Annotated in this window: 14 protein-coding genes and 1 tRNA gene; 7 read left to right on the forward strand and 8 right to left on the reverse strand. The window is 34.5% G+C overall.

Annotation, left to right across the window (positions count from 1 at the left end; all coding sequences use genetic code 11):
* From trpC to C8J95_RS04940, 8 genes are all read right to left on the reverse strand, one after another.
* Positions 1-780: an indole-3-glycerol phosphate synthase TrpC gene (trpC, locus tag C8J95_RS04900; RefSeq protein ID WP_107808995.1), complete on the reverse strand. Its 780-nt coding sequence runs from the start codon at positions 778-780 to the stop codon at positions 1-3.
* Between the two features lie 56 nt (positions 781-836).
* Positions 837-1,826 carry an anthranilate phosphoribosyltransferase gene (gene trpD, locus C8J95_RS04905; protein WP_107808996.1) on the reverse strand — a complete coding sequence of 330 codons (990 nt, stop codon included), beginning with the start codon at positions 1,824-1,826 and terminating at the stop codon, positions 837-839.
* A 6-nt stretch (positions 1,827-1,832) separates the two neighbouring features.
* Positions 1,833-2,402: an aminodeoxychorismate/anthranilate synthase component II gene (locus C8J95_RS04910; RefSeq protein ID WP_107808997.1), complete on the reverse strand. Its 570-nt coding sequence runs from the start codon at positions 2,400-2,402 to the stop codon at positions 1,833-1,835.
* 19 nt (positions 2,403-2,421) lie between these two features.
* Complete coding sequence (locus C8J95_RS04915; RefSeq protein WP_107808998.1) at positions 2,422-2,751, reverse strand: four helix bundle protein; 330 nt, start codon at positions 2,749-2,751, stop codon at positions 2,422-2,424.
* Between the two features lie 6 nt (positions 2,752-2,757).
* A complete protein-coding gene (locus C8J95_RS04920; protein WP_107808999.1) occupies positions 2,758-4,185 on the reverse strand; it encodes an anthranilate synthase component I family protein in 1,428 nt (475 codons plus the stop codon).
* Positions 4,186-4,438: 253 nt separating this feature from the next.
* On the reverse strand, positions 4,439-4,849 hold the full coding sequence (locus C8J95_RS04930) for a DUF695 domain-containing protein (RefSeq protein ID WP_107809001.1): 411 nt from the start codon (positions 4,847-4,849) through the stop codon (positions 4,439-4,441).
* Positions 4,833-6,512, reverse strand: a complete 1,680-nt coding sequence (locus tag C8J95_RS04935) for an amino acid permease (RefSeq protein WP_107809002.1) — start codon at positions 6,510-6,512, stop codon at positions 4,833-4,835. Before C8J95_RS04935 ends, C8J95_RS04930 begins: the two co-directional genes overlap by 17 nt.
* Before the next feature lie 161 nt (positions 6,513-6,673).
* Complete coding sequence (locus C8J95_RS04940; RefSeq protein ID WP_107809003.1) at positions 6,674-7,144, reverse strand: DinB family protein; 471 nt, start codon at positions 7,142-7,144, stop codon at positions 6,674-6,676.
* 215 nt (positions 7,145-7,359) lie between these two features.
* Here C8J95_RS04940 and C8J95_RS04945 point away from each other — a divergent pair, with 215 nt between their 5' ends.
* From C8J95_RS04945 to C8J95_RS04975, 7 genes are all read left to right on the forward strand, one after another.
* Positions 7,360-10,329, forward strand: coding sequence for a lipopolysaccharide assembly protein LapB (locus C8J95_RS04945; protein WP_107809004.1), 2,970 nt, complete (start codon positions 7,360-7,362; stop codon positions 10,327-10,329).
* 55 nt (positions 10,330-10,384) lie between these two features.
* Positions 10,385-12,160, forward strand: a complete 1,776-nt coding sequence (locus C8J95_RS04950) for a TonB-dependent receptor (RefSeq protein ID WP_107809005.1) — start codon at positions 10,385-10,387, stop codon at positions 12,158-12,160.
* A gap of 56 nt (positions 12,161-12,216) precedes the next feature.
* A tRNA-Arg gene (locus C8J95_RS04955) sits at positions 12,217-12,288 on the forward strand.
* Between the two features lie 220 nt (positions 12,289-12,508).
* The gene (locus tag C8J95_RS04960; protein WP_107809006.1) at positions 12,509-13,855 is read left to right on the forward strand and encodes an integrase; all 1,347 of its coding nucleotides are present in this window, start codon (positions 12,509-12,511) and stop codon (positions 13,853-13,855) included.
* Positions 13,856-13,969: 114 nt separating this feature from the next.
* Positions 13,970-14,689: a hypothetical protein gene (locus C8J95_RS04965; protein WP_146165462.1), complete on the forward strand. Its 720-nt coding sequence runs from the start codon at positions 13,970-13,972 to the stop codon at positions 14,687-14,689.
* A 139-nt stretch (positions 14,690-14,828) separates the two neighbouring features.
* On the forward strand, positions 14,829-15,113 hold the full coding sequence (locus C8J95_RS04970) for a helix-turn-helix domain-containing protein (RefSeq protein WP_107809008.1): 285 nt from the start codon (positions 14,829-14,831) through the stop codon (positions 15,111-15,113).
* A 253-nt stretch (positions 15,114-15,366) separates the two neighbouring features.
* Entirely contained in the window at positions 15,367-16,275 is a 909-nt protein-coding gene (locus C8J95_RS04975) for a hypothetical protein (protein WP_146173447.1), read from the forward strand.
* Positions 16,276-17,232 lie beyond the last annotated feature (957 nt).

Consider the following 17,232-nt stretch of genomic DNA (forward strand, 5'->3'; position numbering starts at 1 on the left):
TTAGACTGTTATATTGGACACGAATTCAGAGAATGTGTGTCCCGGATTTTCTCCTTTCATAAAGTATTCACCCATCAGGAAAGCATCAAATCCCTTCTCTTTTAGGAATAAAAAGTCTTCGGTATTGTAAATCCCACTTTCTGCCACGGATAAGGTTCCAGTCGGAAGGAGGTTTTTAAGATTAACAGAGTGTTGTAAATCTACTTTAAAGTCTTTCAGATTACGATTGTTAATACCAACCAAATCAATATTGGTATTGAAATGTTTTAATTCTTCTTCTGTATGAATTTCCAAAAGAACTTCCAGATCCAGAGAATGTGCCAATACTGTAAACTCGGAAACCTGCTCCGGTGACAAACAAGCTGCAATAAGGAGAACCACATCTGCTCCCATAGCTTTGGCTTCATAGAACTGATAAGCATCGATCATGAAGTCTTTACGGAGAATAGGGATGTTGATATGTTCTCTTACATTTAGAATATCTTCTTTTGATCCTCCGAAGAATTCCGTATCTGTAAGTATAGAAATACCGCTTGCTCCATATTTTTCATAAGAAGAAACAACAGAGAGGGGATTTTGGATATCGTTAATAATACCTTTAGAAGGAGATTTTCTTTTGAATTCAGCAATAATACCACTTTTGTTTTTTACACTTTCTTTTAATGAAAAAGTCTTACGTGAAAAGAAAGCATGGTCTTTTAATTCTTCTGTTGAGATAAGCTTCTTAGCAGCCGTTAGCTCCAGCTGTTTTTGTGCAACAATTTTATCTAGTATATTCATTTTTTTAGTTCTTAGTTATTGGTTATTAATTGATGGATTTATTTAGATAAAAACATCTAATTGTGAACCAACAATTGTAAACTTCTAAAGGCTTTTCCGCTTTCCAAGCTTTCTCTGCTTAATGCCAGACAAGAATCGTAATCTCCATATTTACCTGTATTCTTTAAAGCCATAGCAGCATTAGCTAGTACAACTGCGTTTTGCTCGTAGGTAGCATTACCTTTTAATATATTCAGGAAAATTTCTGCAGCTTCCTGCTTACTTGTACCACCAAATATACTATCTGCTGTGATAGTTTTAAAATGTAAGTCTTCTGCAGAATAAATTTCTTCTCCTTTTTCAGAATAAATTTTGGTATCCTGTGTAAGGCTAATCTCATCGTACCCGTCTAAAGCATGTACCAGCATAAACTTCTCTTTTTGTTTTTGCAGTAAATATTGGTATATGCGTGCAATTTCCGGATTATAAACACCAATCATGGAGTATTTCGGTTTCGCAGGATTTACCAATGGACCAAGAATATTAAAGAATGTACGAAGTCCAAGATTTTTACGAAGTGGTCCTACAGCTTTCAGTGCCGGATGGAAGAGTGGAGCATGGATAAAGCAGATGTTTGCCTTTTCCAGATCTTTTTTCAGATCTTCTGCATTATCTTTAAACTGATAACCTAATTCTTCCAATACATTCGAGGCTCCACTTGTAGAAGAAACTCCATAGTTACCATGTTTGGCTACTTGTTGTCCTGTTCCGGCTACAATGAAGCTGGCCAATGTTGATATGTTGAAAGTGTTTTTTCCGTCTCCGCCTGTACCTACGATATCAACGAGATCATTAGTGCCTAAATCTGCAGGAACAGCTAATTGTAATAATGCTTCCTGAAAACCTTCTAATTCAGCAAGTGTAATGTTACGCATGAGAAATACTGATACAAAAGCTGTGACTTCGTTTTCATTGTATCTGTTTTGTGCGATTTCACTAAGTATAGCTTTGGCTTCAGCCCGTGAAAGTGTATGATGATCGAAAAGGTATTGTAATATCTGTTTCATGGATTATTAAGCATTTAAAAAGTTTTTAAGAATAGTTTCACCTTGTGGTGTAAGGATACTTTCGGGATGAAACTGTACAGCATGGACATTGTAATTTTTGTGCTGCAGAGCCATGATCATTCCTTTGTCGTCCACAGCCGTTATTTCCAACTCTTCAGGGAAATTCTCATTAGCCACAGCCCAGCTGTGGTATCTTCCTGCTTCAAAGTTTTCAGGTAAATCTTTAAAGAGTAATGTATTGTCTTTTATAATCTGTACATCAGTAGCCACCCCATGGTATATTTCGGAAAGGTTAATAAGGCTTCCACCAAATGCTTCTGCAATAGCTTGCTGGCCAAGACATACACCAAAAATCTCTTTTTTTGGAGCATATTCTCTGATCAAATCCAGAAGAATTCCTGCTTCCGAAGGAATTCCAGGTCCCGGTGAAAGAATGATTTTGTCATACTGATCTACTTCAGCAAGTGTGATTTGATTATTTCTGATCACGTCTACAGAATGTCCGACTATTTTTTCAATGATCTGTACAAGGTTATATGTAAAACTATCGTAATTGTCAAAAACTAATATCTTCATAATTGTTAATTCTCAATGGTTAATTGTTAATGTTATTTTTAGTGGTTTTAATAATGCTTGTTATCAACTTTATAATCTCAACAGCATCCTCATTCATACTTTCAAATTCTTGCACTGAAAGGTAATCAGTAGCCTGAAATAACTCCAACCAATAAATAGTTTCGTTAATTTCTTTTTGTGCATGTTCACTTTCTCTTATCATTGCACCTACGCTGGTTCCGCTTCGTAATATTTGTTTGCTTAAAACAAACTCCTTCTTATCACTAGATAAATACTGGTAAAGCTTTATGATCCGAACCGCAAAATCAAAACTTTTCTGTTTAACAATATTGTCTTCTTTCATAACCATTAACGATTAATAATTAACCATTTTATTGGCTTTCTTTAATGCAGATTTTAATGCATTTAATTTGTTTTTTACTTCCTGCACTTCACTTTGAGTATCGGATTTGGCAACAACCCCGGCTCCGGCCTGATAATAAAGTGTATTATTCTTACTAAGGAATGTACGGATCATAATAGCCTGATTACAACTCCCGTCGAATCCTACAAATCCTATACAGCCACCATAGTAGCCTCTGGAAGTTTTTTCATATTTATCAATAAGTTCCATAGCCATATATTTTGGAGCACCGCTTAGTGTTCCCTGCGGGAAAGTTGTAGCAATCATTTCAAAAGGATTTGTTCCTACAGCAACATCTGCAGTAACTTCACTTACCATATGAATAACATGAGAGAAGAAGTGGATTTCTTTGAGCTTGGATACTGTTGTATTTTTACCCATTATGCTAAGGTCATTTCTTGCGAGGTCTACAAGCATAGTGTGTTCAGCATTTTCTTTTGGATCTTTTCTTAGCGCTTCTGCAGAAGCAAGATCAGTTTCTACGTTTCCTGTACGTTTAAATGTTCCGGCGATAGGATGGATAATTGCCTTCTGATCCTTGATAATCAACTGGCTTTCCGGACTGGAACCAAAGATTTTATAACTTCCGTAATCAAAATAAAAAAGATAAGGGGAAGGGTTGATATTTCGCAATGCTCTGTAGACATTGAATTCATCTCCTGAAAATTGTTGCTCGAATCTGCGGCTAAGTACCATCTGAAAAGTATCGCCTCTCATCGCATGCTTTTTGGCCATTTCTACTAATTCAGCCATTTCTTCATCAGTAAGGTTGGACTTTTCCTCATCTTTTGTTTCAAAAGGGAATACAGGTGCATTTTTCTGATTGATAAAAGTTTCCAGAGTGGAAAAATCAGATTCCAGACCTTTGATTTTATTCTCGAAAATTGTCATTTCGTCATTGAAATGATTGATGGCAACTACGTATTGATATAATCTGTAACGCATTAACGGAATATCGGTTTCCGGAGAAGCTGGTTTGAATTTTACCGTATCGAAAAACTGAACAGCATCGTAGCTGGTGTATCCGTATAATCCCTGTGCCAGATTTGCCAAAGGATGTTCAGATTTTTCCGGAACAAAACAATTCGAGAATTCCTGTAAAACCTGTGTGAGTTTTTCACTTCCCAGCTGGTGTTTTTCGGGTGCCTGATTAGGAAATTTAACTTCTATTTCTGTAAGGCTTTTAATCTCAATACCGGAAATTGCATTTACACAGATAAAAGAGTAGTTGTTGTTTGTATTTTGGTTTCCGGCACTCTCTAATAGAATAGTGTCGCGGTAACGGTCGCGAAGACGAAGATAGATTCCTATAGGCGTATACAGGTCACTCAGGTAATTTTTATGTTTGGTTGTAATGTTAATGTTCTGGTTAAAATTCATGGTTTAATATTGTAAGTATGGTTAAAAAAAAGACTTCGACACAATATGCCGAAGTCTTAAACTCTTTTCTAATATTATTTATCCTAATTATAATACATAGAGGAAGCGCCCAGATCCGACATAGATTTGGAAAGCCACCACCAGTTAGTATTATTAGTATTAAATTTCATATGTATTATCTATCTGCTTTGAAGCAGTTAATATTTTATCGGAGCAAATGTAAATATTTTTTTGATATAAAAAATACTTTCTGTTATTTTTTTGAATAAAAATTTTTATAAAACTCCCAATTCTCATCTGTATCATGTATGATATCCAGCTCTGTTTCTACATTAGCGGCCATATTGATAGCAACAATTGCACTATGTACATCAGAAGTGTATACGTACCACACTCTTCTGTTTTTACCAGTAAAAGATAGGGCTAAAATAGCTTTACCATCTTTTGCAAATTCTTTTTCAAATTTATGCTCAAGATTATCAAGTTTGCCCAGCATAGTTTCGTCCGGTAAATGTGTTGTTTCATTTCCTTTGAAGCGATAAGCAATTTCTAAACGTTGAGAATATTTTCCCGAAGCAATATGTTCATCGATGTTTTCTTTACCTCGAAGGAATACAACATTTCCTTCTTCATCGTGAAACCTGTAGTTAAACCAACTGCTCATATTTTTTATTCAGTTTACTGTTTTTGTATCCGTAAGTAAAGTAGATTACCAATCCTATTGCTAACCAGATAAGGAACATCGTCCAGTTGGACAAACCTAGTTCTGTCATTAGATACAGATTGAATAAAATACCAAGTATAGGGATTAATGAAAATTTGTATTTAAGAGCAGCTATAGCAAGACCTGTCCATACAGCTATGAAAACAACAAGCAATGGCTTCTCTGTAATAGATTCTTTAATTTGGGCAATACCAAATTTATTATACACGATAATACCTGTTGCGATCAATAAAATTCCTATCAGATATTTACCATTAATGTATGGGATCTTGAATTTAGCTGTTTTGCTGTAACCTTTGTAATCCAGATATAGGATTCCGGAACATACCATAATAAAAGCAAAGAACGTACCTACACTGGTTAAGTCTACCACAAACTGCATATCCAGGAACATAGCCGGAAGTCCAACCAGAATACCGGTAATAATAGTAGAGTAGCTTGGTGTTTTGTATTTAGGGTGAATTTTCCCGAATTTCTTTCCTAAAAGGCCATCACGGCTCATTGTCATCCAGATTCTCGGCTGTCCGATTTGATATACAAGCAAAGCACTGGTAATTGCGATAACGGCACTTACAGAGATTACACCTGCAATAAAATTCATCCCTACTTTTCCGAAGACAAAGGCTAATGGATCATCTACACGTAATTCTTTATAGTTTACCATTCCTGTAAGCACAAGAGAGATAATAATATATAAAACAGTACAAACTACCAATGAATAGATCATCGCTCTTGGCATATCCCGTTGCGGATTTTTACATTCTTCGGCAGTGGTGGATATGGAGTCAAAACCAATAAAGGCAAAGAAAACAGCGGCTACACCTTTTAGAATTCCGCCTACACCATTTGGAGCAAAAGGCGACCAGTTTTCAGGCTTTACAAAGAAGGCCCCCGCAACTATAACTAGGGCAATAATACCTAATTTAAGGATTACAAGGCCATTACTTACATTTTTAGATTCTTTGATCCCTACAAATACCAATGCAGTAATCAGTACAGTAATTAAACCTGCAGGTAGATCGAAAAGAATATGAAGATTTCCTATAACAGGAGCTGTTTCGTATGTTTTAGCTGCTGCAATAATATTACTTGGCAGGTGTTCTCCGACTTTAGCATGCAAAACCTGTTCGTATGCACGTGATGCGGAACCTGCATCTATTGCCAGCCAATCGGGCCACTTTATACCAAAGCCCTGAAGCATGGAGGTGAAATATTCGGACCAGGAAATAGCTACTACCATGTTCGATACAGCATATTCCAGAATAAGTGCCCAACCAATAATCCAGGCAAAAATTTCGCCCAGAGAAGCATAAGCATAAGTGTAAGCACTTCCACTTACAGGAATCATAGATGAGAATTGTGCATAACACAGCGCTGTAAAAATACAAGCTACAGCAACCATTAGAAATAGTAAGCTTACTGCGGGACCACCGTCATAAGAAGCCCTACCTATGGTACTGAATATTCCGGCACCAATAATGGCTGCAATCCCGAAAAACGTTAAGTCCCTTACACTAAGGATTCTTTTTAAACCAGATGAATCTTCATTATCTTTTTTCGATGCTAAGTCGATTATATTTTTCCTTCTGAAAAGTTGCTTCATATGTTGGACTTTATAGTTGAGAAGCACAAAAGTAAAATAAAATATAATAAAGCTTTAATAAAAATTAACATAATGTTAATTCCCGGAAAGAAAATATCTGGAAATCAGGGGTAGAAGAGAACGCATTATTTTAAATATAAATTAAGTCCGGAAAAGCCGAATTAGATGCTTGCAATAAGCTTTCTGATAAGAGAAATTTGGCCTAAATGGTAATAACAATGTTCAATCATTCCTTCAATATTTCTAAGGTTAGTACCATACTTTTCATCTATAAAAGTTTCCTGTAATTGTTCATCAGAAATTTCTTCTACTTTAGCCGTAAACATTTCTGCATTTCTCAGAAAATCATCTGTAAGCGTCTGCCAGTCTGTTTCATTTTCTATAGGTGACAGATCAAAACTATACTGATCTTTTATTTCAAGTTTTCCTGTATTAAAAGTGTGCAAAACTCCTGAAATATAGTAGTTAAGATGAAAGGTAAGTGCTGCAATGGTATTTAGATTGCCAATCTTATAGATAGCCTGCTGCCAGGTAACCAGTTGTAGTTGTTCTTTATAATTGGTATTGGCTATCCAATGTCCGTTGAGTAGTACTTCACGTAATCGATTGGCAATGGCGGTACTTTGTTTCATGATGCTGTATTTTATTACACTTAATTTCTATATGTAGCTAAAATTACAAATTATTCAGGCTCAATTCTGTAAAGTTAATTTATGCTTTTTTTAACAACTACGGTTTATGGCAATCACTAAGTTTTTAGTACTTTTACCCGAAATATACCATTACTACAATAAATCTTATTGGTTTATCGTTGTAGAAAAAGACGTTTAACACCTACTTTTTATTAATGAGTCCTAAAAACATTCTCATTTACGCCGGGCTTTTTGGTGCAGTAACTCCTGCATTTGCCCAACAATCGGCCTTCTTTAAGAATAGAGAAGAGTACAGAACATCCTTAGCAGAGAAGCTTTACCAGAATAAAATTTATAAAGCAGCACAATATGAATTTGCACGCCAATATTTTTATCAGAACCCAGAGGGAGCCAAGAAAGAGGCATCCCTTTTCTATGATAATATTATAGGAGTAATCCTGAATCAGAATCATTCTGAAGAAGGGTTGGAAGCTTTTACAAAAAAGTATCCGAAGAGTGCTTATTTTGCATTGGCGAATGGTCCTTTAGCAGATTATTATCTGGCAAAAAAGGATTTTCCAAAAGCTTTGGAAAGCCTGAAGAAAGTAAATCAGTATAACCTGAGCAAAGAGGAAAATACACAGTATATCCTGAAGCTGGGTTATGCCAAATTTATGACAGGTGATACCAAAGGAGCTATTGAAGCATTGGATGAAGCTTATGCCAATGCTAATGAAGATGGGAAAAAGGATGTAGCTTATATGCTTGGGCATTTACAATATGCAGAAGGCAATACTGAAAAAGCATTCCAGTATTTCGATACTATAAAGGATAATCCTAAATATGCACAAACTATCCGACCTTACTATGTACAGTTATATTTCAATCAGAAGAATTATGACAAGGCAATAGAGGAGGGAAAATCATTACTGAATGAGAATATTTCCAAAGATTATACTGCAGAAGTAAACAAAATCATAGGAGAGTCTTACTTTATGAAAAAGGACTATGCTGCTGCATATCCTTATCTGAAAACTTACCTGAACAGTAAAAGTGTTCCTTCAGAAAGTGATCTTTACGAAATGGGATTCGTAGCGGCACAGATGAAGCGTTATGATGAAGCGGTTAGCTATTACAATCAGCTAATCAGTTCTCAGTCTGCTTTAGCACAAAATGCATACTACCAATTAGGAAATGCATATCTGGAAGTAGGAAAGAAACGTGAGGCATTATCGGCATTCCGTTCGGCATCACAAATGAATTATGATTCCAGAGTTCAACAATTGGCCTATGAGCAATATGCTAAATTAGGTTATGATATTGGTAACCCTTTTGAGTCCAATTCTCAGGTTATTCAGAATTATTTAGCTAAATATCCGAATGCAGGAAATTCTCAGGAGATGAAAAGTCTTTTGGTAAAATCTTATCTGTATTCCGGTAACTATAAAGAGACACTTTCTGCAATTAAAAAATTGGGAAGCCAATCTGCAGAAACTGGTAAAATTGAGCAGGAAGCTGCTTTCCTGTTAGGTACTGAAGAATTTAATAAAGGAAACTTCACAGAAGCTGAAACGCTTTTTGAATATTCACTAAAGTACAATTACAACAAAGACTTCAACGCCCGTGCACAATACTGGATGGGACAGAGTCAATATCAAATGGGGGATTATGGTTCGGCAACAGAAACCTTGCAGAAACTATATAACTCTGGTGTAAACTTTGAAGAAAAACAACAGTTGTCATACGATTTGGCTTATGCATACTTTAAGAACAAAAAGTTCGAGGATGCTCAGAAATACTTTAAGTTATACCTGCAAAATCCTAAAACTGAGTTTAAAAACGATGCAGAACTTCGTTTAGCCGATACGCATTATGCAAATAATGAGCTGAATGATGCTATTGCTATCTATGATCAAAATTCAGATGGTACAGATTATACTCAGTTCCAGAAAGCAATGTCTTTAGGATTTAAAGGGGATTCTGAAGCTAAAATTGCTGCTCTGAAGAAACTTATCTCCACTTATAAGAATAGTGAGTATACAGACGATGCTCAGTATGAAATCGGTGTAGCTTATGCATCCGACGAAAGATATGCTGAAGCCAACGATTACTTCAATCAGGTTATTAAAACTTCTCCGGATAAGGACCTAGTTGCAAATGCTTCTATCTACAGAGCACAGAACTATGCAGATCTGGGACAGGCAGACAAAGCTATTGCAGAATTTAAGAGCTTAGGAAATACTTACAAAGGGACAGCCTACGCGGACAAGATAGTAGCTGCAGCTAAGACTGTATATCTTAAAAATGGAGATACAGCAGGCTACCAAAGTTTTGCTTCATCTCTTGGTGTTAAAATAAGCAGTGGCGAACTGGATGAGATTAACCTTTCTACAGCACAGAAGCTTTATGCCAATAAAGACTACAAAGGAGCTATTACTTATTATGAAAAATATCTGACACAGCGTCCGACAGGTGAAAAGCTATATCAGGCTCAGTACGAATTAGGAGAAAGCTATTACCAGACTAAGAATAACACAAAAGCAGTTGTTGTTCTTAATGAAGTAGCAAATACTCAAAACGAATATCAGGAAGATGCACAGGTAAGATTGGCTCAATTGTACATTGCACAAAACAATCCTGTGGAAGCGAAGAAATACCTTCAAAATCTTGTTAATTCATCCAATGCTGGTATCAAGAACTATGCTGTTACAGAAATGATGAAGATTGCTGTAGATGCAGAAGACTTTAGCCAGGCAGAAAAATATGCAGATCAGGTTTTAGCCAATACTAAAAATTCTCCTTCAGTAAAAGAGCAGGCTCAGATTATCAAAGCCAGAAGTTCTATGAAGCGCGGTAATGATTCTGAAGCTAAAAAAGCTTATACAGCTCTAGAAAAATCTGCTAACCCGGAGGTTGCCGCTGAAGCACTATATGCAAAAGCTTATTATCAGAACAAAGGAAAAGCATTTAAGTCTTCTAACGAGACCATCTTTAAGCTTTCCAACAACTATGCTTCTGAAGAATATTGGGGAGCTAAATCCCTGGTATTAATGGCTAAAAATTATCTTGCGTTAGGAGATAAGTATCAGGCATCCTATACAGTAGATCAGATTATTGCTAATTATAAAGATTTCCCGGATGTGCTAACAGAAGCTAAACAGGTGAAATCTCAAATCAAAAAGTAAGTTTTTAAATTAATGCAGCGATGATCCGCTAAATGCGGAAAATAAAAATATACGAATGAAAAAACATATTCAATATATAGCAGTTATCGGTGTTTTAGGAGTGGCAGGAGTACAAACTGCCCATGCACAGATTAAAGAAGAAAAATTGGTTCTTAATCGTAAGCGTGAGCCTGAAGTAAAGAAAATTGAGAAAAAGAAAACTTCTGTTCCTACAGAAAAAAACTTCCCGCCAAAAGGGAAGGACTCTCTGAAATATCAGGTAACTAATATTCCTTTGATTTCGGATTTCAAAACTTCTACTATCAAAGGGGAAGATATTTCTCCGAAATTCAATACAGGTTATAACCGTAACTATTTCCAGCTGGGATATGGTAACTATGGTAAATTTCTGGTAGATGGAAATGTTTCGGGAGAAATACAGCCTAATCTGGAGGTTGGTGCAGATGTACACCACATCTCTACCAGTGGATTAAAGAAGTACTATAACTGGGATTCTAAACAACAGAATACTGAAGCAAATGTATTCTTAAACTCATATGGTGAAGTAGGGAAGCTGAATGTAGATGCAGGTATCGAACTAAACAACTATAATTACTACGGGAATTATCAGAATGTAATACAGCCTGCTAACAATGCAGATCTAAAGCAAAGTTATACCAAATTTGGTGTAAATGCTTATTATGATTTTTATGCTAATAATTATCTGAATGATATCCGTGTAAAAACAGCATTTACCAAAGACCATTTCAATGCGAAAGAAAACTTCTATGACGCATTGGTAAACTTTGCAAAACACGATCTTACAATCAGTTCTTCTGATGGTATTACAATGAATGCCGATCTAGGTGTAGGAATACAAGGTGTAAATACACAATTTGATATTCTGAATAAAAATGAGTCAACTCATTTTGTGGCTAACTTCACGCCTGAAGTTACTTTCTTTAAAGGAAACCATTATCTGAAAATCGGATCGCGTTTTACATCGCTTACATCCAAATACCAAACAGCAACAACAGACAGAACCAAAAATAATAAGTTCTACTGGTTCCCGACTGCTGAGATCTTAATTGCACCAAAAGATGAAGTTAAATTTTACGCTGGGGTAGATGGTGGTATTAAATTAAACACTTATACAGATTTGTTACATGACAATCCGTTCTTAGTATCAGATCTTCAGCTTCGCCCGACAGAGACCAAATACCATATTTATTTCGGTATTAAGGGTGATATCGAGCAGAACTTTAAATATGACATTAACGCAGGTTACAGCAAGCTGAATGATATGTTATTCTATAAGTCGAATAACCTGTTCTCTGCAGATCCTGTGGCTCAAAGAAATGCATACGATTATCTGAATACTTTTAACACTGTATATGATAACGGAAATCTAAGTGAAGTCACTATCAATGCTCAGTATTTCCCATTGGAAAACTTAAACTTTACAGGGGAGTTAAAATATATGAGTTACTCACTGAAAAACTTCAGTAATGCATTCTACAAGCCTGTTGTACAAACAACATTGGGAGCGAAGTATTCTATGCTGAATAAAAAGTTAAATCTTGGTTTTAAAGGTATTTTTGTAACTGACAGAAAAGCGAATGCTTTCGATGTGCAGCCATTAGGCACTAATAGCCAATATACAACTACTGAAGCAAACGATAGAAAGGTTTCCGGATATGTAGATCTTAACCTTTCCGCAGAATACAAATTACACAAGAATATCAGTGTTTTTGTAATGGGGAATAACCTAACCGGAACATCTTATCAGAACTATTTAGGCTACAAAGTAATGGGAGCTCAGGTACTTGGCGGAATCAAGCTGGAATTTTAAGGAAAATAATTGCAAATTCCCGTAATAAGTACTTATTTTGCAATCCGAATAAGGGAGGCCCCATAGTTTAATGGATAGAATTAAAGATTCCGGTTCTTTAGGTTGAGGTTCGATTCCTCATGGGGCTACAATCAGTACAATTAGGACTTTTTCGAAAGTCCTTTTTTTATGCTCTCATTCTTTATTAATGCAGTATTCATAGCATTTAATATTGATATTCAAAGATTGTATTAAAATTCATCAGATTGTAACATATTGTAAATTGGCGGAACAACAGTGGTAACAAATTTTGTATTGTTACCATCAAAGTATTATATTTGAATTGTTCAAAATATAAAATCCAAACCAATGGCAACCATTAGATTCTTTTTAAGAGGAAAGGAACAAATTCAAAAAATCTATTTCCGCTACCGTCCAAACAAGCAATTTGACTTAGTTCTCGCTACTCCCTATGACATAAATATAGACAACTGGGACAATGAGAACCAACAATGGAATTTAAGCCAGTATACTAAAGGAGCAAAAACCACAGAGAAAAAGATGCTTAATGCCGAAATTGAGAGATTAAATAATAATCTCAATTCATTTCGAATTGAAATATCCAATTCAATAGATGATAATTTAAGTTTAACAGCTCCTGAATTAAAAGAACATATTCGGGATTATGTCAAACGTAATTATTTCGGACATCGGATAAATACACAGGTGAGAAATTCAAAACCTGAACGGTTTTCAGAACTGTTGGATTTCTATATTAACTTTCGAAGTGTAGAAGACAAAACCAAAGGCACTGCACCACTGGCAGAAAATACCATTAAAAAATATAAAACACTTCAAAAAGTAGTATCCGATTTTGATCGCAATTTAAAGGTTACTGAAATAAATGATCTGTTTAGAAATAACTTTGTTAATCATCTAAATAAACTTAATTACTCTACCAATACACAGGTAAAATATATTAAGGACATTAAAATGCTTTGCAAATTTGCTGATACAGATTATCCAATAAGCAAAGAGGTTCTAAACTGGAAAATAAATTCTAATATCGAAAATGTAGCAGAATATGTTACTTTTAGTTTTGAGCAACTAAAAAAGATAAAGAATACCATTCTACCAAATGACTATCTGGATAATGCGAGGGATTGGTTACTAATTTCTTGCTATACCTCTGTTAGAGTATCTGAACTATTTACATTTGATGAGGACAATATTGTTGAAGACAATAACAATAAATTTTTAAAAGTTATTGAAAAGAAAAACCGTAACTCCAAAGAAGGTGGACAGAAATATATTTATCTATTACCTGAAGTATTGGACATAATGGAGAAAAGAAATGGTAAATTTCCAAGGAAAATATCAGAACAGCGGTATAATGGATATATTAAAAAAGTTTGCCAGATTGCAGGTTTGACCGAGATAACAGAGGGCGGAATTACTGAAGTTAGAAACAATATCAAAAGAAAGGTAAAAGTTAAAGATGAGTTTTGGAAGTTGGTAACATCACATTCAGGTCGTGCAACGTACGTTACTTTATTTAGTCAGTATTTACCAAGTGAAATAATCCAAATGCAGACAAACCACCATAGCAAGGAAATGGTAGAACATTACAATAAAACGGATCTAAATGAAGTCTTATTACAGCGTGCCAGAGTAGTAGCACAGGCACACAAAGAAGTAGAACTAAAAATATCTTAAAAAAAGAATACTGATTAAATTTGAAATTCAGAACTACATTATTCTCAAATAAAATTTCAGAGCGACATATTTTGTCGCTTTACTCATTTATTTTAGCCCTCAAAATTACAAGCTATGGAAATCCCTTTATATTTTTCTCTCAAGAAATTTGAACAAAACTACATGTTTGATTTTATGCATGTGAGGGATAGGAATTTAAGTTTAATGTCTTACTACGACATACTTTCGGAAAAGTATCTAAATGTATTTTCCGAAACAAATCAAATTCTTTTAGATGAAGATTCTTTAAGGAAATACCTTAGTAAATATTCTGATCATGAAGGATTTATTGACTTTGTCTTGACTAATTATGAAGGCTATAAAGACTTTCTGGAAGAAAGAAATCCTCCTGATGATGTAGATTTACTACCTGAATTTATAGACTTAAATATTTCTAATATTGGTATTGGTGCAGTACTTGAGATTAATAGTATACACACCTACATAATAAGTGAAATGGTTAAATTAAAGTTTTCCAGTAAGGATAACCAATATAGACGAGTATCTGATAAAACCAATAAAATCAATTCCAAAATTACAAACATTCAGGCAATCGGATATTTATTTACGGAGTTAATAAATAAGGGGCTAATAGAACCCATTAATAAAGGAGGAAATTTAAGTCCGACCAATACAGCCAGAATGATATTAGATCATTTTCATTTTGAAGACTTAGAAGAACAACCAAGTGTTGAATATTTAAAAAAGACACTATTTGCAGATAACAGTCTTTCAGGAGATAAAACAAAACATTTTAAACTTCCTACACTGAAGCAACTCAATCAAAAGCAATAGTAAAAGGAAAAAAATATTGTCATAACCGTCTAAAATATAGGCGGTTATTTTGTTTTTAGGATATACCGGATAGGTTTCAGGATAACACCTGCGCTATACAATACCCAATCTTTGCAATGTAAATAAAAAACCATTGCATATGTCAACAATACAATTCATCGGTACAACTCCAACCGACCTTATCAAAGAATTAAAAGATGCTTTAATTCCGGAACTTAAAGAACAACTCTCAAAAGATTTTCAACCAAAAGAACCAACCCAGTACCTAACCCGTAGCGAAGTTTGTGAGCTTTTGAAAATAGATCTATCCACTTTACACCGCTGGCGAAAAGAAGGGCAGATTCCCTCTTATGGCTTCGGTAACCGTGTATATTTTAAACGTGATGAGGTAGAACAGATCATAAACCAAAACAAGCTTTCCTAAGTTTTCGTATAGCTTTCTTTACAGATGGTTCTTACTCTTCGCCTGTTTACTTATGTTACTGGTATTTCATATTCAGCATTCAGTATTCCATTACCATACAATATTCAAAACTTCTCTATAGTACAATTACACATCACTACGAAAAAGAAAAGGGAGTAAAATAATTACTCCCTGTGTTCAAAATATTTGTGTAATAGTGGCAACCATTACAACCTTCCAAAGGTAGTGAAAAATAATAGTGTTAAAGATTATTATGTTGGACAATCTCAAATTAATAACTACCAATCCTGATATTATTCGTCGGCTATCTTTGGAAAATAAGTTTCCACGAGTAAGACCTCCGAATAATAACTACTTAAGTTTCGGAGTATACGGGAATAAGTTAAGGTTAGACTTTAGAAAAGTCATGCAGTACGGAAACCTCATCGGATTTGGTTCCGTAGCTGTCAATATCAGTCCTCACTATCACTTTAATAATTATCAACACAACGGAAACGACTTAACACCTGAAGACTGTATGAACTCTATTATCACAATTCTTAACAGCATTGGAATAACCAAATCAGAATACCCTGATTTTAAAGTTGTCAATATCGAATTTGGCGTTAATATTATTCCTGATATGGGTATTGAAAACATTATTGAGGGTATTCTATACCACCGGAAAACGCCCTTTAGAATTAAAGGCTTTCCTTACTTTAAAAAATCAGATGCTACAGAATTCAAGCAAATCAAAGCATATGCTAAGGGTATACAGTTTATAGATAACCCTGAATATAATATTGATAAAGATATGTTCCGGTATGAAGTAAGAGCCAAACAGACAAAGAATATACACAGGTATGGCATTTATACCGTAAATGATTTACTTAATTCTGATGTATATAATACCTTATGCGGGGAGCTGGTAAATGAATGGGGAAGTATGCTTATTGTAAACATTAATCCTGTTACTGATAACATTAATTCTAAAAATATGCAATTCATTACAAAAGCAAAAAATGGCGAATTCTGGCAGGAACTTATAAAAGAGAAACACCGCAATACTTTTAACTTAAACAAGAGAAAATACTATAAGACTTTAGGAGTTGAAAATAACCTTCATACTCATCTAAAATGTAAGATTATAGACAAAGTAATTTCACTGCAAAACAGTACTTGAAAATGCTCAAAAAATACACTAAAAAAGCAGGAAAGAAATGCACAAAAAATGACATGAAAATACTTTTCAAAAAAATGTGCAAATTCCACACAGAGAAGTACCATGAACAGGGGAAAAGTACATTTTTAAAAAATACCCCAAAATAAGATAAACGTGGAATTTGCACATTTTTTCTTAAAATAAGCAAGAGAAAAGTAAAGGAAAATGAGAGAAAAAAGAATTGAAGAATTGAACCTGATTTTTACTTGAAAAGTGATGAGGTTTTATTACAAATAATTTACTGTAGCGGAATAATAAAATTTAAGATGATCCGAGTTTATTTACCCATAAAAAAGAAGAGATATTTAAAACAGTATATTAGAATATATCCGTATCTGTACACGTGAAAACAAAAACTTCATTACTATCTGTTCACGTGCAGAGAAGATTAAAACAAAAAGTGTACGGTTTTTCTTACCTGTAAAAAAGACTGGTATTTTAAATTATAAAGTTTTCAAATAAAAATAAAGTTCTTTTATTGGCTACACCAGATACACCCTATAATATTTTTATGATGAATAAAAAAGGTTTTATTTCAGCGACACATTCGACACTTCCGACACGGATGTTTTCCAAATAACTGTGATATAGTGTTTTATATTTCGGTCATAATTACGACGGTGTCGCACGTGTCGGATATGTCGCAAGAAAAACAAAAATATTTTTGCAAAAGTCAGTAAACAAAGACATTCTATTTTAGAGAAAAGGTGTAGATGGGTGTAGAAGTGTATCTAAGAAAATAGAAATATTTCCGTACGATATGAATAGCCCAGCAGAAGTAAAATAACACTCAAAAAAAAGGAAAATTAAGATAAGGCTCGCTTAAGCAGTGCCACCATAAAATATAAACCCAAATAAAGCGGTGGGTTTTTCTGGGTTTTAAAACATAGAACAAGTAAAGTAAAACAAAAAGTAAAA

The sequence above is a fragment of the Elizabethkingia sp. YR214 genome (assembly GCF_003058195.1).
Classification (GTDB): Bacteria; Bacteroidota; Bacteroidia; order Flavobacteriales; family Weeksellaceae; genus Elizabethkingia.